Here is an 18,108-nt window from a genome sequence, read left to right on the forward strand (position 1 = left end):
CTTTAAGCGGGGGTATAAAGCTTACTAGTGTCAGAAGGGGTTAAAGCCCCTTCTGACAGGTGGCACAAAGTGCCACTGCGTTCATGAGGAAGTAGCGAAGCGGATTCCGAATGTCCGCTTTACAAAATGTGACTAACCAGCAAGGCAAAGCCCCCAGTCAATCACACCTATGATAAGCTATAAAAAAGATTTCTGTCAATTGCAAAGATTGATTTGCTTAAAAGTTCACTATCATATATAATCTTTAGTGCGTAAAAAGATAACTAACATTTTGGCAGAGGCCAATTTGTTTTAATAAATCGTTAGAAGAAAGAAGGATACTATGTTTATAGCCAATAATTGGAAAGAATACGACGTTATTGACACATCAAAGGGTGAGAAGCTTGAAAGCTGGGGCGGATATTTGCTCGTGCGTCCGGACCCACAGGTAATCTGGGACACTCCAAAGAAGGAATACGGCTGGAAGCACATGAACGGACACTACCACAGAAGCTCTAAGGGCGGCGGAGAATGGGAGTTCTTCGACCTACCACAGCAGTGGCAGATTAACTACGAATTGCCAATAGGAAAGAAGCTTACATTTAACTTAAAGCCTTTCTCCTTCAAGCACACAGGCCTATTCCCAGAGCAGGCTGCCAACTGGGACTGGTTCTCAACACTCATATATAATAAGAAGAAAGCCGAACCAGACAAGGAAATCAAGGTCCTTAACCTCTTCGCCTACACAGGTGGTGCTACTCTTGCCGCTGCCGCTGCCGGCGCTAAGGTAACTCACGTAGATGCCTCTAAGGGTATGGTTAATTGGGCTAAGGAAAATGCTGCAAGTTCGGGACTATCTGATGCCCCTATTAGATGGCTCGTAGACGACTGTGTTAAATTTGTAGAACGTGAAATCAGACGTGGAAACACATACGATGCAATTATCATGGACCCACCATCATATGGTCGTGGACCTAAGGGCGAAATTTGGAAGATTGAAGAATCCATCCACAATCTCGTTAAGATTTGTATGCAGATTCTAAGTGACGACCCACTATTCTTCCTTATTAATTCATACACAACAGGTCTTCAGCCAGCTGTTTTAACTTACATGTTAAAGACTGAATTAAAGGAAACACTTGATAAGAATCCTAATGCCTTTGTAGACTCACAGGAAGTAGGCCTTCCAGTAAGCTCAAACGGACTCGTGCTTCCTTGCGGCGCTAGTGGACGTTTTGAAAATGCTTAATCGTCGGTAATTTAAATACAAATATTAATTTTAGAATTAAATGAACTTAAAAATCCCTATCACAAAATTACTGTGATAGGGATTTTCCTCTATATTTATCTTCTTTATTTTACTTCTATATTTATATCATAACTTTATCTAACTGTATTTTCTAGCTTACCCTCTACTTAAGCTCATTAGTCAGCTTCCTTGGAATCTTCTTTTCTGCAAAGTAGCAGGCAAAGCCTGTAAACAAGCCGGTAATGATACCGCTAATTATAAGGAAAGGAATGTAGGCGAAGATGCCAGACATTTTCAAAACAAAAAATGCTGCAAGAATCTGACCTACGTTGTGGGCAATGGCACCAAAGACGCTAGTTATAAATAAAAACTCGCCTCTTAGAATAAAGTTTATAATTGCCATTACAATTAGGCACAAAAAGCCACCGGCAATGGAGTATGTAAAGGATACTATTTGTCCTGCAAATATTGAGGCAAGTATTACTCTCATTATAAGGACGATAGCCGCCTCCTTTGCTCCATGTCGTTTTATTACAAAAAGTGTCACTATATTAGATAGGCCAAGTTTCACTCCGGGAATTGGCACAACTGTTGGTATTGCTGATTCTATTACAAAAATTGTTAGGGCTATAGTTGTATATAGGGCTAACAATGTGATTTTTCTAACTGACATAAAAACTCCTTACTGGGCAACCCCATCGTATTCAAGATTACTATCCTCTTTAGAATTCTTAACCTCAATTACGAGTTCATTTGGTAGGCAAGTTATGGGAACTAGGCCATTTCTTATAAAGCCTGTGTTCATGCAGACGTGATCTGGACAAGATGCCTCTATGATTCCGATGCTGCCATCTGTTGTTACCTTTACAATATTATAACCCCCGTCCTCTGAGTCGATTCTAAATTCGTAGTCTTCCTTCACGTTGGTTAGGTCTACCACTTTAATAAGTTCGTTGTTTTGGTAAATGTAGGCATAGCTGCCATCTGTCGCTTCCCTGTTCATTATATAAAGGCTAAGCCCCGCCCCAAGTCCAATTACAAGGATTAGAAGAGATAATATAATTGCGATTTTCTTAGAGCTAGCTTTAGATTTATCTTTAGAGCTGTCTGCTTTCTTCATGTCCTTTTTATTCAAATCCATATTATCTCCTTTCTAAATTTGGGCAGGTGCAAACTGCGGCGCCAGTTGCTAGGGCGGCGCTTTTTACAAGAGCGGCGCCGGTCACATGGGCGGCGCACAGATGATGCTAACCACAGTTTACGTCAAGGCACGCCGATAGAGCCGGCGGCGCCAGACCACGCATCACAGGCGCCGGCCTTACTCTGCCTTTGTAAAATTATAGTCCCCGATTCCATCACTAGTATAATAATTTCCATCATTATCAATTAGCACACACTCCACGCCATCAAGGGAGTTTATCAAAGCAAGTGCATCCTCTACCCCAAGGCAGTAACATGCAGTTGAAAGGGCGTCACACTCAATTGAGGAAGCCCCAATAATAGATGAGCTAATGATACCCTTATCTGCAGGGTAGCCGCTTGCGGCATCTAAGATGTGGTGGTAGCGCACTCCATTTTCCTCAAAATATCTCTCGTAATTACCAGAAGTGACCACGCAAAGGTCAGAGACACTAACCCCGCCGTAAACGCTAGTGGAATCAAGAGGGTCTGTAATGCCCACCTTCCAATTGCTGCCATCAGGCTTTGAACCAATAGTCATGATGTTGCCACCAAAATCTAGCAAGCCCACCACGCTTGAATCCTTAGCTAATATCAGCTCCTTTATTAGATCTGCTGCGTAGCCCTTAGCAATAGCCCCAAGGTCTAGCTGCACATTTTCAGAGGAAACCATTAAAGTATTAGTCTCCTTATCAAGGCTTAAGTATTCACAGCCAGTGCCAACAAGCGCTGTTGCTATCTCATCATCAGTTGGTAGTTTCTCGTGATCTGTACCAATGCCCCAAAGATTAATTAAATTTCCAATAGTAATATCAAGAGCCCCATTAGACTCTTCATTTACTTTAATGGCGTAGTCAATAACCTCTGTTAGCTCCTTAGAAATCACAAAGCTTGTCTGGCCTTTTGCAATCCCCTGATTTATACTGTAAAGCTCGCTAGTTTCAAGCTGGGCGCTAAAGATGGACTCTAATCTATCCACCTCGTCATAGGCCTCATTTATAATTTCTGTCAAAGCCGCCTTGTCACTGCCATATAAACTTATGGACATGATTGTGTCAAAATGTAACTCTGATAGGCTAGCCGACTCTGTTCCGGTACTGCTACTAGTTTTCGAATTAGCACAAGCTGTTAAATTCATCGCAAACACCAAAAGCACTAGCAGCAAACTGCCTAGCCTCTTATAATTTCTTTTTAGTATTTCCGATAAAGTAAACATTTTAAATCACCTGGCTACAAAACGTAGTCCTATCCCTTTCTTTTTAATCTATTGCTTTTCACATTAAATATGAAAGTCACATCGTTTACATAAGATAATGCCAGTAAGTTACCCTACTGGCATTAAATTTTAGTATAAATATTATATTTGTGTCAACTGCTAAACCCTCTAACGTGAACTTATACCTTATTAATTCTTTGCCTTGGCTACTGCTGCATCATATGCTTTCTGGATAGCCGCTGATGAATATGTTGCACCTGAAACTGCGCTATAACCGCTGGCTGATAAACCGCCTGCAGCCATCTCTGCAAAATCATAATCCAAATCTGATGCTGCACTTATGTTGGCTGTTGCTGAGACAATCTTGTCATTGCTGATTGTGATTGTAACAACGATTGGATATGCATAGTCCTCAACTGTTGCTGATGCGCTATAGCTTCCATCTGCCTTATAGGTTCTTGTAGCTTCTGCCTGGGCGCTTCCTGTGGATGAAGAAGAGCCTTGGCTAGCTGATGAACTTCCTGCACTTGAACTAGCAGCGCTTGATGAGCCTGAACTTCCTGTTGAACTGCCAGAGCTTGATGAGCCTGTACTACCAGCACTAGCGCTAGCTGAACCTGATGTGTTTGTTGAGGCTGAATTACTTGAGCTTGCGTTAGATGAATCTACAGTAGTAGATGCATTTTCACTACTTGCTTCATCGCTTGAAGATGCTACTTCTGATGCATTCTCCTCTGCTACTCCTGTTACATTTTCAGCACTATCAGCTGCCACTTCTTCATCTTCCTCAAGGGCATCAAGCATTGCCTGAAGCTCTGCGGCCTCTTTCTTTCTAGCCTCAATTCTTTCGCTTGCCTCTGCGTACTCACTAAACTGTGGGATTGTAATAAGGCAAAGGAGTGCCACTGCAAGAACTCCTGCAATAGATGTGCCTATCTTATCGAATTTAGCCACTTTAAGGGCATCTGCCTTCTTGTATTTTGCAAGTAAGGCTTTTCTCACACGCATAATTACGTATGTAAAGAATAAAATGCTATAAGCAATAATAGTAACTAAAGCACTCTTATCTGCTGACTTAATCTTAGTTGCCTGCATTGTTACCCCGTGAACGTATGTAAGGAAATAGAAGAGATAAGCTGTTCTTTGTAATTTCTTCCAAGTCTTTGCCTTAAACTTACGTCTAATCACCTTAACGGATGTCACACCAAGGTAGGTCATTTGAACTAGAAGCACTGTTCCGCAAATAATGCTTACAAGTAAACTCTTTGACATTACACTGGCGTTCTTTGCTGCCATTCCAATGTAGGATGGGCCAAAAATTGCAAGATGAGCAAACATTAAGATGCAAGAAAGAATTGATAATTCTCCTCTAATCATCATAAGCTTCTTAATAAGTGGGCTGCCATTTCTTAAGGCGCCTGTAAACATTACGATATAAAAGCCTGCAATTCCTAATGTTCCTGTTGTAAAGATACCAAGAAGGTAAGTCTTTACAAATTCTGGCATAGTTACATTTTTATAAACAATATAAGATATAACCGTTAATATAAAAGCTCCAGCATAGAAGTAAGCTGGGTATTTCTTAATTTGATCTGCAAAGAGCCAAACTAACACACACATTAAAATAAGTCCAACAATGAAAACCATTAAAGTTTTCCTCCACTATATATAAATTTTATGCTCTCTTCTTTCTTCTAAGAATTTCTTCTCCTGTAATAGCAGCTACTGCAAGAATTGCAACTACTACAAATACTGATGTCTTAGCTGAATCGTTTGTATTTGTCTTTTCTGTAGTTGTTTCGCTAGTTCCATTTAATGCAACATCGCCTTCTTCAGCTGCAACCTCTCCATTATTAACTTCATCGTTTGCAACTTCACTTGCTTCACTGTTTTCTTCGCTAGCTTCTGTCTTAACAACTGTACCTGTGATTGTACCGTAACCTGGAACAGTTAATACAACTTCATAGCTACCTGTTTCTGGGAATAATGTCTTAGCTCCACGGCCTGATGTCTTAGCTTCAAGGTTAACGCTGCCATCCACGTTAAAAAGCACGCTTGCGCCATTGCTAATTGTTGTGCCATCTACTGTAAGTGTTGCAGATGAGAGTGCTGCTAAGAAATCGGCAAGAGATACATTTTCATTATTAATTACTAATGCATTATTCTCGATTGTAATATCGCCCTCTGATACATTAGCTGAAACAACTACGCTAACTGTCATATCTTCGTAATTATCGTCTGTAAGTGTTACTGTGTAAGCGCCAGCAGCTACATTTTCTGCAAATGTAATAGCAAAACCTGTATCTGTTGCTGCTACTGTATAATCTGTACCTTCTGTTAATGAATCTACTGATGCAACACTGTAGTTAGAACCTGCTGGTGCTGTCACAGTTAAATCAGAAGTGTTATTATTTGTGTTGTTAGCCTCTGTAGCAATTACACTTGATGAATCATCAAGTAACTCCTTAACCTTTAAAGCACCTACATTGTATGTGTTCTTTGAAAATGTAGCATTACCATTTTCATCTGTTGTCTTAAAGATGTAAGTTACTGAGCTAATTGTCTTACCTGTAAGACCTGTTAAAGAGGCTGTGTAAGGGTTGTTTCCGTGTGGCTCTGTGAAGTCTTCTTCAACTGCCCACGAGAACTCATAAGCCTGGAACCAAAGGTTTGCTGAGTGATATAAAGGATAAGACTGACCGTCTGTTGTTGTTACATAAGCACCTTCGATGTTCTTACCTGAATCAAGAGCTGAACCATCATTTGCATAAATGTAAACGATATAGTTACCCCATACTGAATCAGTTGAAATTGAAGAGCCTTCATCTGCAGCAACATCATTGTTAGTTAAACCAACATAAGCGCTAATTGATGCATCGCTTGAAATTTCCTTATAAACTGATAATTCGCTATCAGAAACTGTAAAACCTCTGTTAAGTAACTCTGCAACAGCTGTATTTGTGCCAGCTACTGCTGCTTCATAAACTGACTTCTCAATTCTTACTGGAACATTGCTGATACCGTAAATAGATGTCTCACCTGTTGACTCGTCTGTAGTGTAAGCTGAGTTAACAAATGACTTATACTTTGATGTTGTAGCACTTGTGATAGTGTCGTATCCATCTGCTGCTACTGCTACGCTATCCCCTAATTCGCTAGAGAAATACTCTCCGTATGTAAGGTAAGCTAAAGTACCATAAACATAATCATCTGCAGCCTTTGCGCTAACTGCAGGAATACTTGCTGCTACTAATACTAAAGCAAGTACTGTAGCTAAAATCTTATTGATTTTCATCTTTTCCTCCCTATTTTTTTAATGTAATGAAAATGTTACGAATCCCTAAAGTTTTTTAGTTTAATCAATCTAAATCATGTTTTACATTACTAAATTGCGTTCAACTAGACTAACTCGAGTTCGTGTAAGATAATAACATAAAATTATTTAGGAGGTCAATAATCCTTATTGATAGTTTTTCTTATTTAGTTAAAATTTTAAATTGTACGCAATCTTTTATATCTGCAAGTCACAAGGCACTTCTCCTTATTGTATTTTCTTGCAAAAAAATAAGTGCAGATGTCAGAGTTAATTACTCTCTAACAACTACACTTTTATGGTACTAAAAAGAGCCGCAATCCTAATTACGACTCTTTCTAAAATTTACCTTTTGTTTCCTAGATTAGCTGCACTTCACACGCTTCCCGCACACTTACTGCTCAGCCTAGTTTGCAAAATCCTCATAGGCCTTTAGCCCATAAGCTGGCTTTGCCTGCTTAACCGCATCAATTACAGCTTTCTCCATAACGAAGGCTGCAAGCATGCCAACTGTATTAACATCCGACTCCACATTTCCTGTTGAAGCCGCATAAATACTGTCTCCATCCATCATGCTATGCACCGGATTAATGCTTCTTGCATAACCATTGTGGGCCATACCAGCAATCTTACAAAGCATCGCCTTAGAAAACTTGGCATTAGTGACAATCAAGCCAATTGTAGTATTAGTGGAAGCCTTTGACTCTGCGAAATCAATCTTACCACTCTCACCTACATTTCCCATAGACGCCTTCTCAGTCCATGATAATATTTCATCAAAAGAACTTGCAAGCCCTGTCCTATCTTTATTCATCAAGCCTGCGATAACCTTGCCATTCTCATAAACGTCACCAACTGCGTTAACCGCCACGATTGCACCTACTTTAAGCTCGCCTAATTCTACTGCAAATGTGCCTAAACCGGACTTCATCATTCTGTCGGGGCCACAACATTTTCCCACAGATGCACCTGTTCCAGCGCCCACGTTACCTCTCTGTGGGCTCTCGTAACTAGCGTTCTCGCAAGCCTTGTAACCCGCATCCTTCCCTGGACGAACATCAGCTCTTCCAACTCCAAGGTCAAATATACAAGCCTCCGGCACCAAAGGTACCTTTGCAACTCCCACATCTAGGCCGATACCTCTCTCTGACAAATATTCAAGCACACCTCCAGCCGCATCAAGGCCGAAAGCGCTACCCCCTGATAATAAAACACCATTAATTTCATTTGCCGCCATTAATGGATTTAAAATCTGCGAATCCCTAGAAGCTGGACCGCCTCCTCTAATGTCCACTCCCGCGGGTGACATTTCATCAAATAAAATCACTGTTGATCCTGTTGCCGCCTCTTCGTCAGTGTAATGACCAACCTTAAAGCCGCCAACCTCCATTAAATCAATCTCTCTCATATAAACTCCTTTTTATGAAAATGTATTCCTATATCAACTTTCTTTATTGCCATCCTAATTTATTAAAGCATTATTTTTATCAAAAAAGAACAGCCAAATGTTATAACAATAATTACTACTGTTATTCTAGCACATTTAGCTGTTCCTTATATTACAAATTCATTTAGTTTTAAGCTGACTCGCCTAAATTCTTATTATCAACTACATCCTTTGCTACGCTTTCCTTATAGCTAGCACTTATGGGTGTATCTGTCTTATTAACTGTATGTGTTAGAGCCTGGCAAACTGCAGAACCAATAATAGTTGAAGCAATAGCCTCTACTATACCGTTTACAGCTACTAAACCAAGCATGAAAAAGAGTAAGCTAAAACCGCCATTACCAGTATAACCGCCAGTTAACGACTCATTGCCTAACCATGTATCCTTAAACATTAACCAGTTACCTGCGATGTAAAGAACCGTATTAGTAATAGGTGTTAAGAAGCAGCAAATTGTGATTGCCACTGCCCTGTTAAGCTTAAGCTTTCTAAATCCAAGATAGATCAAAGCTGGAATTAAACCAACTAAAATTCTGTTACCTACTAATAAAATGAATGTCTTTACTGGACTAACCTGTAACATCTGCTGTCCTAATACGCTTGAAAAACTCTGTGAAAATGATGTTAAACCAAATACTAAACCTAAGAAAGCGCCTGCCTTAGGTCCAAGAATAATTCCACCAACTGCAACAGGAATTACAATTAAAGTAATCTGAATTCCCCATGGTGTCATTAAATAACCTAGTGGTGTAAAAGCCATAATAAGAATGATAGCTGTTAATACACCTAACTCAACTAACTTGCGAACATTTAATTTGTTCTTATTCATATTGCTCCTCCTTACTGTCGTTCTCGCCCTAAGCGGATACAACGTAAACAACCCATGAATGACCATATGCTTTAATTGGCTGCACTTAACTTATGCGCCAAGCCCAAATCTAGTCATTCTTTATATCGGATTTCCTGCATAAGTATATGATAGATTAGAGAAAAAAACAAGAGGCTTGTAGTAAACTACAAGCCCCTTGGCGTCCGAACTATAAATTATATATATTAAATCTAATTATGTCTAAATGATTTAAAATTATTCAATGATTGTTGCAACAGCACCAGAACCAACTGTTCTACCACCCTCACGGATAGCGAAACGAAGACCCTGCTCCATAGCTACGTTATGGATAAGTTCAACTGTCATTTCTACGTTATCACCAGGCATGCACATTTCTGTACCAGCAGCTAATTCACAAACACCAGTAACATCAGTTGTTCTGAAGTAGAACTGTGGTCTGTAGTTGTTGAAGAATGGAGTATGACGTCCACCTTCGTCCTTTGTTAATACGTAAACCTGAGCTGTAAACTTGTGGTGTGGTGTGATTGAACCTGGCTTACAAAGAACCTGACCTCTCTGGATCTCGTCTCTCTGAACACCTCTAAGAAGTGCACCAATGTTATCACCTGGCTGAGCTTCATCAAGAAGCTTTCTGAACATTTCGATACCAGTAACAACAACCTTACGGATGTCTTCATGGATACCAACGATTTCAACTTCTTCGTTAACCTTAAGGATACCTCTTTCTACTCTACCTGTAGCAACTGTACCACGACCTGTGATAGAGAAGATATCTTCGATAGGCATAAGGAATGGCTTATCTGTATCTCTTTCTGGATCTGGAACATACTCATCGATTGTATGCATAAGTTCAAGAATCTTGTCGCCCCATTCTGAGTTAGGATCTTCAAGAGCCTTAAGAGCTGAACCCTGGATAATTGGTGTATCATCGCCTGGGAAGTCATATTCGTTAAGAAGTTCTCTGATTTCCATATCTACTAATTCAAGAAGTTCTGGATCATCAACCATATCACACTTGTTCATGAATACTACGATGTAAGGAACACCAACCTGTCTTGAAAGAAGGATATGTTCTCTTGTCTGAGCCATAACACCATCAGTAGCAGCAACTACTAAGATACCAGCATCCATCTGAGCAGCACCTGTGATCATGTTCTTTACATAATCAGCATGGCCTGGACAGTCAACGTGAGCGTAGTGTCTCTTCTCTGTTTCGTACTCAACGTGAGCAGTAGAGATTGTGATACCTCTTTCTCTTTCTTCTGGAGCCTTATCAATATTTTCAAATGCAACAGCTTCACCTGTACCAAGTCTCTCATGAAGAGTCTTTGTGATAGCAGCTGTTAATGTTGTCTTACCGTGATCAACGTGTCCGATTGTACCAATGTTACAATGTGGTTTTGTTCTTTCAAATTTAGCCTTTGCCATTATTTAAAATCCTCCTTAATAATAACCAACTTTGATTAGTTGCCCGAATTTCGGGATTATCATAGCTGATATATATTATATTTCATTTCTGAAATTTTTTCAACAATAATTTATTGGGATTATTGTCAAATATCTTTATTACAAGATGAAGGCTTGCCTCCATCTTGTAATTTATACACTATATAATAAAACCAAAAGGTTTTTATTAACTAATGTTACAGGAAATTTATATTACTTTGCGTGAGCTGCAATAACCTTATCCTGAATTGACTTTGGAGCCTGCTGATACTTCTCAAAGAACATTGAGTAGTTACCACGACCCTGTGTTGAAGAACGAAGATCTGTTGAATAACCAAACATTTCTGAAAGTGGTACATAAGCCTTTACAAGCTTACCATTACCGATATCTTCCATACCTTCGATCTGTCCACGACGTGAATTTAAATCACCAATTACATCACCCATGTATTCCTCAGGCATTGTAACTTCAACCTTCATAATAGGCTCTAAGATAGCAGGAGCTGCCTTAGCCATAGCTTCCTTGAAAGCCATAGAACCAGCGATGTGGAATGCCATTTCTGAAGAATCGACTTCATGGTAAGAACCATCGTAAACAGTTGCCTTAACACCAAGAACTGGGAATCCAGCAAGGATACCAGCCTGTGCAGCTTCTTCAATACCTTCACCAACAGCTGGAATATATTCCTTAGGAATAGCACCACCAACTACTGCTGACTCGAACTTGAATAATTCATCACCGTTAGCATCCATAGGTTCAAACTTAACCTTACAGTGACCGTACTGACCACGACCACCTGACTGCTTAGCATACTTACTATCAACATCAACTGCCTTAGTAAAGCATTCCTTGTAAGCAACCTGAGGAGCACCTACGTTAGCTTCTACCTTAAATTCACGGAGAAGTCTATCAACGATGATTTCAAGGTGTAATTCACCCATACCAGCGATAATTGTCTGACCTGTTTCCTGATCTGTGTGAGCACGGAATGTAGGATCTTCTTCAGCAAGCTTAGCTAAAGCTTCACCCATCTTACCCTGAGCATCCTTAGTCTTTGGCTCGATAGCAAGCTCAATAACTGGCTCTGGGAATTCCATAGACTCTAAGATAACTGGATGCTGTTCATCACAAATTGTATCACCAGTTGAAGTAACCTTAAGACCTACAGCAGCTGCAATATCACCTGCATAAACCTTATCGATTTCTTCTCTCTTATTAGCATGCATCTGAAGGATACGACCAACTCTTTCCTTCTTATCCTTAGTAGCATTAAGTACATAAGAACCTGAGTTTAATGTACCAGCATATACTCTAAAGAATGCTAACTTACCAACGAATGGATCAGTCATAATCTTGAATGCAAGAGCTGCAAAAGGCTCATCATCTGAAGACTTAACTGTTAATTCGTTACCTTCCATGTCTGTACCCTTAATATCAGGTACATCTGTAGGAGCTGGCATGAATTCGATAACTGCATCAAGAAGCTTCTGAATACCCTTATTCTGGTGAGCTGAACCACAACAAACTGGAATAGCTGTACCTTCAATAGTACCCTTACGAAGAACCTTCTTCATCTCATCGATTCCTAATTCTTCGCCTTCAAGATACTTCTCCATAAGATCATCATCTAATTCAGCAATCTTCTCAACTAATTCAGTATGAGCGATTTCTGCCTCATCCTTCATATCATCAGGGATATCTACGATTGAGATATCTTCACCCTTCTGATCATTGTAAATATAGGCTTTCATTTCGAAAAGGTCAATAATACCCTTAAAGTAGTCTTCCTTACCGATAGGTAACTGAATAACTACAGCATTCTTGCCTAACTTTGTTCCAATTTCCTTAACTGTGTTAGGGAAATTAGCACCAAGAATATCCATCTTATTAACGAATGCCATTCTTGGAACTCCATATGTATCAGCCTGACGCCATACATTTTCTGACTGTGGCTCAACACCACCCTTTGCATCGAATACACCGATAGCACCATCAAGTACTCTTAATGAACGTTCTACTTCTACTGTGAAGTCAACGTGACCTGGAGTATCAATGATGTTAATTCTATGCTCTAAAGCGCCCTTCTTAAGCTTAGCCTGCTCCTGTAATGTCCAGTGGCATGTTGTAGCAGCTGAAGTAATTGTGATACCTCTTTCCTGCTCCTGCTCCATCCAGTCCATTGTAGCAGTACCTTCGTATGTTTCACCGATCTTATAATTAACACCTGTGTAGTATAAGATACGCTCTGTTAGAGTAGTCTTACCGGCATCGATATGAGCCATGATACCAATATTTCTTGTTCTATCAAGTGGATATTGTCTTCCTGCCATTGCTTATATCCCTCCGTTTTAATTAAAATCTGTAATGAGCAAAAGCCTTGTTTGCTTCTGCCATCTTGTGCATATCTTCTTTTCTCTTTACAGATGCACCTGTGTTGTTAGCTGCATCAAGAATCTCGTTAGCGAGTCTTTCTTCCATAGTCTTCTCGCCTCTAGATCTAGAGAAAGTTGTAATCCAACGAAGTGCTAATGCCTGTCTTCTTTCAGGCTTAACTTCGATTGGTACCTGATATGTAGCACCACCGATACGTCTAGCCTTAACTTCGAGAACTGGCATGATGTTGTTCATAGCCTCTTCAAAAACCTCTAAAGCTGGCTTATCGCTCTTAGCTGCTACCTTTTCAAATGCTCCGTATACAATCTTCTGGGCTACGCCTCTCTTACCATCAAGCATAACGTTGTTGATAAGCTTTGTAACCACCTTGTTATTGTAAATAGGATCTGCTAATACATCTCTTTTTACAGTATGTCCTTTACGTGGCACGGTTCTTCCCTCCTTAATAATAATTAATTCATAGGTACTCACAAAAATTCGTGTACGCGCCGTCTATCTTAATCTGCAACCGTGGATTAATCTAACTCCGGCACAATAATAAATTTATGTTCGTTAAATGTCTTACGACTATTCATTGCACATAAGTGCTGTTACTTAATCTACTTATGTAGATTATTAAAATTTACCGATAGCTCGGTTGGTATCAAAAGACTTAATTACTTAGCGTCCTTAGGTCTCTTAGCACCATACTTAGAACGAGCCTGTCTTCTCTTAGCTACACCTGCTGTATCAAGTGTACCTCTGATGATATGATATCTTGTACCTGGTAAATCCTTTACTCTTCCACCTCTGATAAGAACAACTGAGTGTTCCTGAAGGTTATGACCTTCACCTGGGATGTAAGATGTTACTTCGATACCATTAGAAAGACGTACTCTGGCAATCTTTCTAAGAGCTGAGTTAGGCTTCTTAGGTGTTGCTGTCTTAACTGCTGTACACACACCTCTCTTCTGTGGTGCTGAAATGTCTGTAGTCTTCTTCTGAAGTGAGTTATATCCCTTCTGAAGAGCTGGTGCTGTAGACTTCTTAGCAGCTGACTTTCTTCCCTGCTTTACTAACTGGTTAAATGTAGGCATTCGTATTTCACCTCCCGGAATTAGAATAAATTTTGGTTGCATCTTAGTAATTCACTAAGAATGTCGCGCATCAAAATAGGGCATACCTATTTGGCACGCCCTAAAATTATATTATTTTCCACTATATATGTCAAGTGTATATATTTAGTTTAGATAACAATTATTTGTGATTTTTTGTAAATCCCACATTATTTATTGGAAAACATTATAAAATAATTTTTTTCCTCATGATTTCTTTTTATTTTAAATAAAGGTGTTTTAGAAAACTAAAACACCTTTATTATAAATTATATTAATTATTATTACTCTTCAGTTACTGCGATTTCTTCTGTTGCATCAGCATCCTCTGAAACTGCAATCTCCTCAACAGGCTCTTCATAATCAAGACCTGTATCAAGCTGTACATTCTGATATCTCTTCATACCTGTACCAGCTGGGATTAACTTACCAATAATAACATTTTCCTTAAGACCGATAAGTGGATCGACCTTACCATTAATAGCTGCATCAGTAAGAACCTTTGTAGTTTCCTGGAATGAAGCAGCTGAAAGGAATGAATTAGTTGCAAGTGAAGCCTTAGTAATACCTAAGATAATAGGTGTACCTGTAGCAGTTCTCTTACCTTCAGCCTCTAACTGTTCATTAGTTTCTGTAAATTCTATAGTTTCTACTGTAGAACCTGGTAAGAAATCTGAATCACCTGGCTCATCGATAACGATCTTCTTAAGCATCTGACGAACAATAAGTTCGATATGCTTATCGTTGATATCAACACCCTGAATTCTATAAACGCTCTGAACTTCTCTAAGGATATAATCCTGAACAGCTCTAACGCCTAAGATTCTTACGATATCATGTGGGTTTTCAGAACCTTCTGTGATTTCTTCACCCTTCTTAACAACCTGACCTTCTTCAACCTTACGTCTAGTATCCTTTGATAATGGATATGCTTTAGAGTTACCTTCATCATCAGTGATGATAATCTCTTCCTTCTTTTCTGTCTTGTTGATACTTACTGTACCACCAAATTCAGCAAGAACAGCTAACATCTTAGGCTTTCTAGCTTCGAAAAGTTCTTCTACTCTAGGAAGACCCTGTGTAATGTTATCACCAGCAACACCACCAGTATGGAATGTTCTCATAGTAAGCTGTGTACCAGGTTCACCGATTGACTGAGCAGCGATAATACCAACTGCTTCACCAACCTGTACTGTCTGACCTGTTGCAAGGTTTGCACCATAACACTTAGCACAAACACCAATATGTGAACGGCAAGTAAGGATTGTTCTAATCTTAACCTGCTTAACGCCTGTCTTACAAATAGCTTCAGCTCTCTTTGGTGTTACGAGGTGGTTAGCCTTAACAATGATATCACCAGTTTCTGGATCAACGATATCTTCAGCTAAGTATCTACCTGTAATTCTTTCCTGTAATGGCTCAAGGATATCTTCCTTAGAACCTGAATGTGATGATCTCTCATTAACAAATGAGTAAACATACATACCAGGAATTGCCTTACCTTCAGAACAATCAGTTTCTCTAATAATAAGATCCTGAGATACATCAACAAGACGTCTTGTTAAGTAACCTGAATCGGCTGTTCTTAAGGCTGTATCAGAAAGACCCTTACGAGCACCATGGGCAGAAATGAAATATTCAAGTACATCAAGACCTTCACGGAAGTTAGACTTGATAGGAAGTTCGATAGTGTTACCTGATGTATCGGCCATCAAACCACGCATACCAGCTAACTGCTTAATCTGCTGGTTAGAACCTCTGGCACCTGAATCGGCCATCATGAAGATGTTGTTATACTTATCAAGACCTTCAAGAAGGGCATCCTTTAACTTATCATCAGTTTCCTGCCATACTCTAATTACATTCTTATGTCTTTCTTCATCAGTTGAACGTCCTCGGTTGTAGTTTCTTGTAATCTGTTCAACCTTAGCTTCAGCTTCAGCAATAAGCTGCTTCTTAATAGGTGGCACTGTCATTTCTGAAATAGAAACTGTCATAGCCGCTCTAGTAGAATACTTATAACCCATTGCCTTAATATCATCTAATACCTCTGCTGTTGTTGTTGTACCATGTGTATTAATAACATGCTGTAAGATGTCCTTAAGCTGCTTCTTACCTACATGGAAATCAACTTCAGGAAGAAGGAAATTTTCTTCCTTAGATCTATCAACATAGCCTAAATCCTGAGGAAGGATTTCGTTGAATAATAATCTACCAAGTGTAGTTTCAACGTTACCAGATACTTCGTTTCCGTTAGCATCCTTCTTAGTTACATGAACTAAAATCTTTGAATGGAGTGTAATTACACCATTCTCATAAGCTAAGATAGCTTCGTTAGTACTCTTAAAGAACTTACCTTCACCCTTAGCACCAGGTCTTTCCTGTGTTAAGTAGTAAATACCAAGTACCATATCCTGTGAAGGAACGGCAACTGGACCACCATCTGAAGGCTTAAGTAAGTTGTTAGGTGAGAGTAACATAAATCTACACTCAGCCTGAGCTTCAACAGTTAATGGAAGATGGACAGCCATCTGATCACCATCGAAATCGGCATTGAAGGCTGTACAAACAAGTGGATGTAACTTAATAGCCTTACCTTCTACAAGGATAGGTTCGAATGCCTGAATACCAAGTCTATGAAGTGTAGGAGCACGGTTAAGCATTACTGGATGTTCTTTAATAACGTCCTCTAATACATCCCATACTTCTGTTTCAAGATGTTCTACGCTCTTCTTAGCTTTCTTAATATTGTCAGCAAGACCACGTCTTACTAATTCTCTCATAACGAATGGCTTGAATAATTCGATAGCCATTTCCTTTGGAAGACCACACTGATAAATCTTAAGTTCTGGTCCAACAACGATAACTGAACGTCCAGAGTAATCGACACGCTTACCAAGTAAGTTCTGTCTGAAACGACCCTGCTTACCCTTTAATAAGTCTGATAATGACTTAAGAGCTCTGTTGCCAGGACCTGTAACAGGACGACCATTACGACGACCGTTATCAATAAGTGCATCAACAGCTTCCTGAAGCATTCTCTTTTCGTTACGAACGATAATCTCAGGAGCGCCAAGCTCTAATAAACGAGCAAGACGGTTATTTCTGTTGATAATTCTTCTATAAAGATCATTAAGATCTGAAGTAGCAAATCTACCACCATCTAACTGAACCATAGGTCTTAAATCTGGTGGGATTACTGGAATCTCTGTTAAGATCATCCATTCAGGCTTCTGACCAGCACTAATAAATGCTTCAAAAACCTCAATTCTCTTGATAAGTCTAGCAGCCTTCTGAGAAGTTGTAGTTGCTAACTCTTCCTTAAGCTTTTCAGCTTCTTCTTCAAGGTTAACCATTGAAAGAAGTTCAAGGATAGCTTCAGCACCCATACCTACTCTGAAAGTATTGCCATACTGATCATATAATTCTCTATATTCTGTCTCAGATAAAATCTTCTTAAATGGAATGTCTGTTTCACCTGGGTCAATTACAATGTAAGATGCAAAATAAAGCACCTTCTCTAAGTTCTTAGGACCGATATCAAGGATAAGATCCATTCTACTTGGAATACCCTTAAAGTACCAGATATGTGATACAGGAGCTGCTAAGTGAATGTAACCCATACGATCTCTACGTACAGATGCCTTAGTAACTTCTACGCCACACTTATCACAGATAATACCCTTATCTTTGATCTTCTTGTACTTACCGCAGTGGCATTCCCAGTCTTTACTAGGTCCAAATATTTTCTCACAGAATAAACCATCTCTTTCAGGCTTGAGTGTTCTGTAATTGATAGTTTCAGGTTTAGTTACCTCACCGTAGTAACCATCACTACGACGAGCCCATTCCTTAATTGTTTCAGGAGATGCAAGCTTAATCTGAATCTTGTCAAATTTTAAAGACTTATTGCTCTTTAAATTCTCTGCCATTATAGTGC

At 39.5% G+C, this 18,108-nt stretch carries 13 protein-coding genes; 1 reads left to right on the forward strand and 12 read right to left on the reverse strand.

The annotated features are described in order from the left end of the window. Nucleotides 1–322: 322 nt before the first annotated feature. Complete coding sequence (locus QVA17_RS05685; protein ID WP_027430855.1) at nucleotides 323–1,228, forward strand: class I SAM-dependent methyltransferase; 906 nt, start codon at nucleotides 323–325, stop codon at nucleotides 1,226–1,228. A 163-nt stretch (nucleotides 1,229–1,391) separates the two neighbouring features. On the opposite strand, the gene QVA17_RS05690 is transcribed toward QVA17_RS05685, so the two are convergent. The 12 genes from QVA17_RS05690 to rpoC form a co-directional block, all read right to left on the reverse strand. After that, a complete protein-coding gene (locus QVA17_RS05690; RefSeq protein WP_027430856.1) occupies nucleotides 1,392–1,901 on the reverse strand; it encodes a Gx transporter family protein in 510 nt (169 codons plus the stop codon). A gap of 9 nt (nucleotides 1,902–1,910) precedes the next feature. Then, the gene (locus QVA17_RS05695) at nucleotides 1,911–2,369 is read right to left on the reverse strand and encodes a NusG domain II-containing protein (RefSeq protein ID WP_287387003.1); all 459 of its coding nucleotides are present in this window, start codon (nucleotides 2,367–2,369) and stop codon (nucleotides 1,911–1,913) included. Between the two features lie 177 nt (nucleotides 2,370–2,546). After that, nucleotides 2,547–3,545: an FAD:protein FMN transferase gene (locus tag QVA17_RS05700; RefSeq protein WP_287387005.1), complete on the reverse strand. Its 999-nt coding sequence runs from the start codon at nucleotides 3,543–3,545 to the stop codon at nucleotides 2,547–2,549. A gap of 267 nt (nucleotides 3,546–3,812) precedes the next feature. Further along, nucleotides 3,813–5,270: a ferric reductase-like transmembrane domain-containing protein gene (locus QVA17_RS05705; RefSeq protein WP_287387007.1), complete on the reverse strand. Its 1,458-nt coding sequence runs from the start codon at nucleotides 5,268–5,270 to the stop codon at nucleotides 3,813–3,815. A 28-nt stretch (nucleotides 5,271–5,298) separates the two neighbouring features. Continuing rightward, nucleotides 5,299–6,918 (reverse strand): hypothetical protein, encoded by a 1,620-nt coding sequence (locus tag QVA17_RS05710; protein WP_287387008.1) that lies wholly within the window; start codon nucleotides 6,916–6,918, stop codon nucleotides 5,299–5,301. Between the two features lie 424 nt (nucleotides 6,919–7,342). Continuing rightward, the gene (locus QVA17_RS05715) at nucleotides 7,343–8,344 is read right to left on the reverse strand and encodes a P1 family peptidase (protein WP_287387010.1); all 1,002 of its coding nucleotides are present in this window, start codon (nucleotides 8,342–8,344) and stop codon (nucleotides 7,343–7,345) included. A 169-nt stretch (nucleotides 8,345–8,513) separates the two neighbouring features. Beyond that, nucleotides 8,514–9,212: an ECF transporter S component gene (locus QVA17_RS05720; RefSeq protein WP_287387012.1), complete on the reverse strand. Its 699-nt coding sequence runs from the start codon at nucleotides 9,210–9,212 to the stop codon at nucleotides 8,514–8,516. Nucleotides 9,213–9,467: 255 nt separating this feature from the next. Next, entirely contained in the window at nucleotides 9,468–10,661 is a 1,194-nt protein-coding gene (gene tuf / locus QVA17_RS05725; RefSeq protein WP_287387013.1) for an elongation factor Tu, read from the reverse strand. Nucleotides 10,662–10,892: 231 nt separating this feature from the next. Next, nucleotides 10,893–13,010, reverse strand: a complete 2,118-nt coding sequence (gene fusA, locus QVA17_RS05730) for an elongation factor G (protein ID WP_027430862.1) — start codon at nucleotides 13,008–13,010, stop codon at nucleotides 10,893–10,895. Nucleotides 13,011–13,032: 22 nt separating this feature from the next. Further along, nucleotides 13,033–13,503, reverse strand: coding sequence for a 30S ribosomal protein S7 (gene rpsG / locus QVA17_RS05735; protein ID WP_287387015.1), 471 nt, complete (start codon nucleotides 13,501–13,503; stop codon nucleotides 13,033–13,035). 227 nt (nucleotides 13,504–13,730) lie between these two features. Beyond that, nucleotides 13,731–14,150 (reverse strand): 30S ribosomal protein S12, encoded by a 420-nt coding sequence (rpsL, locus tag QVA17_RS05740; RefSeq protein ID WP_027430864.1) that lies wholly within the window; start codon nucleotides 14,148–14,150, stop codon nucleotides 13,731–13,733. 302 nt (nucleotides 14,151–14,452) lie between these two features. After that, complete coding sequence (gene rpoC, locus QVA17_RS05745) at nucleotides 14,453–18,100, reverse strand: DNA-directed RNA polymerase subunit beta' (RefSeq protein WP_287387016.1); 3,648 nt, start codon at nucleotides 18,098–18,100, stop codon at nucleotides 14,453–14,455. Between the last annotated feature and the right edge of the window lie 8 nt (nucleotides 18,101–18,108).

Origin of the sequence: Lachnospira sp. (genome assembly GCF_016290755.1) — a bacterium.
Taxonomy (GTDB): Bacteria; Bacillota; Clostridia; order Lachnospirales; family Lachnospiraceae; genus Lachnospira; species Lachnospira multipara.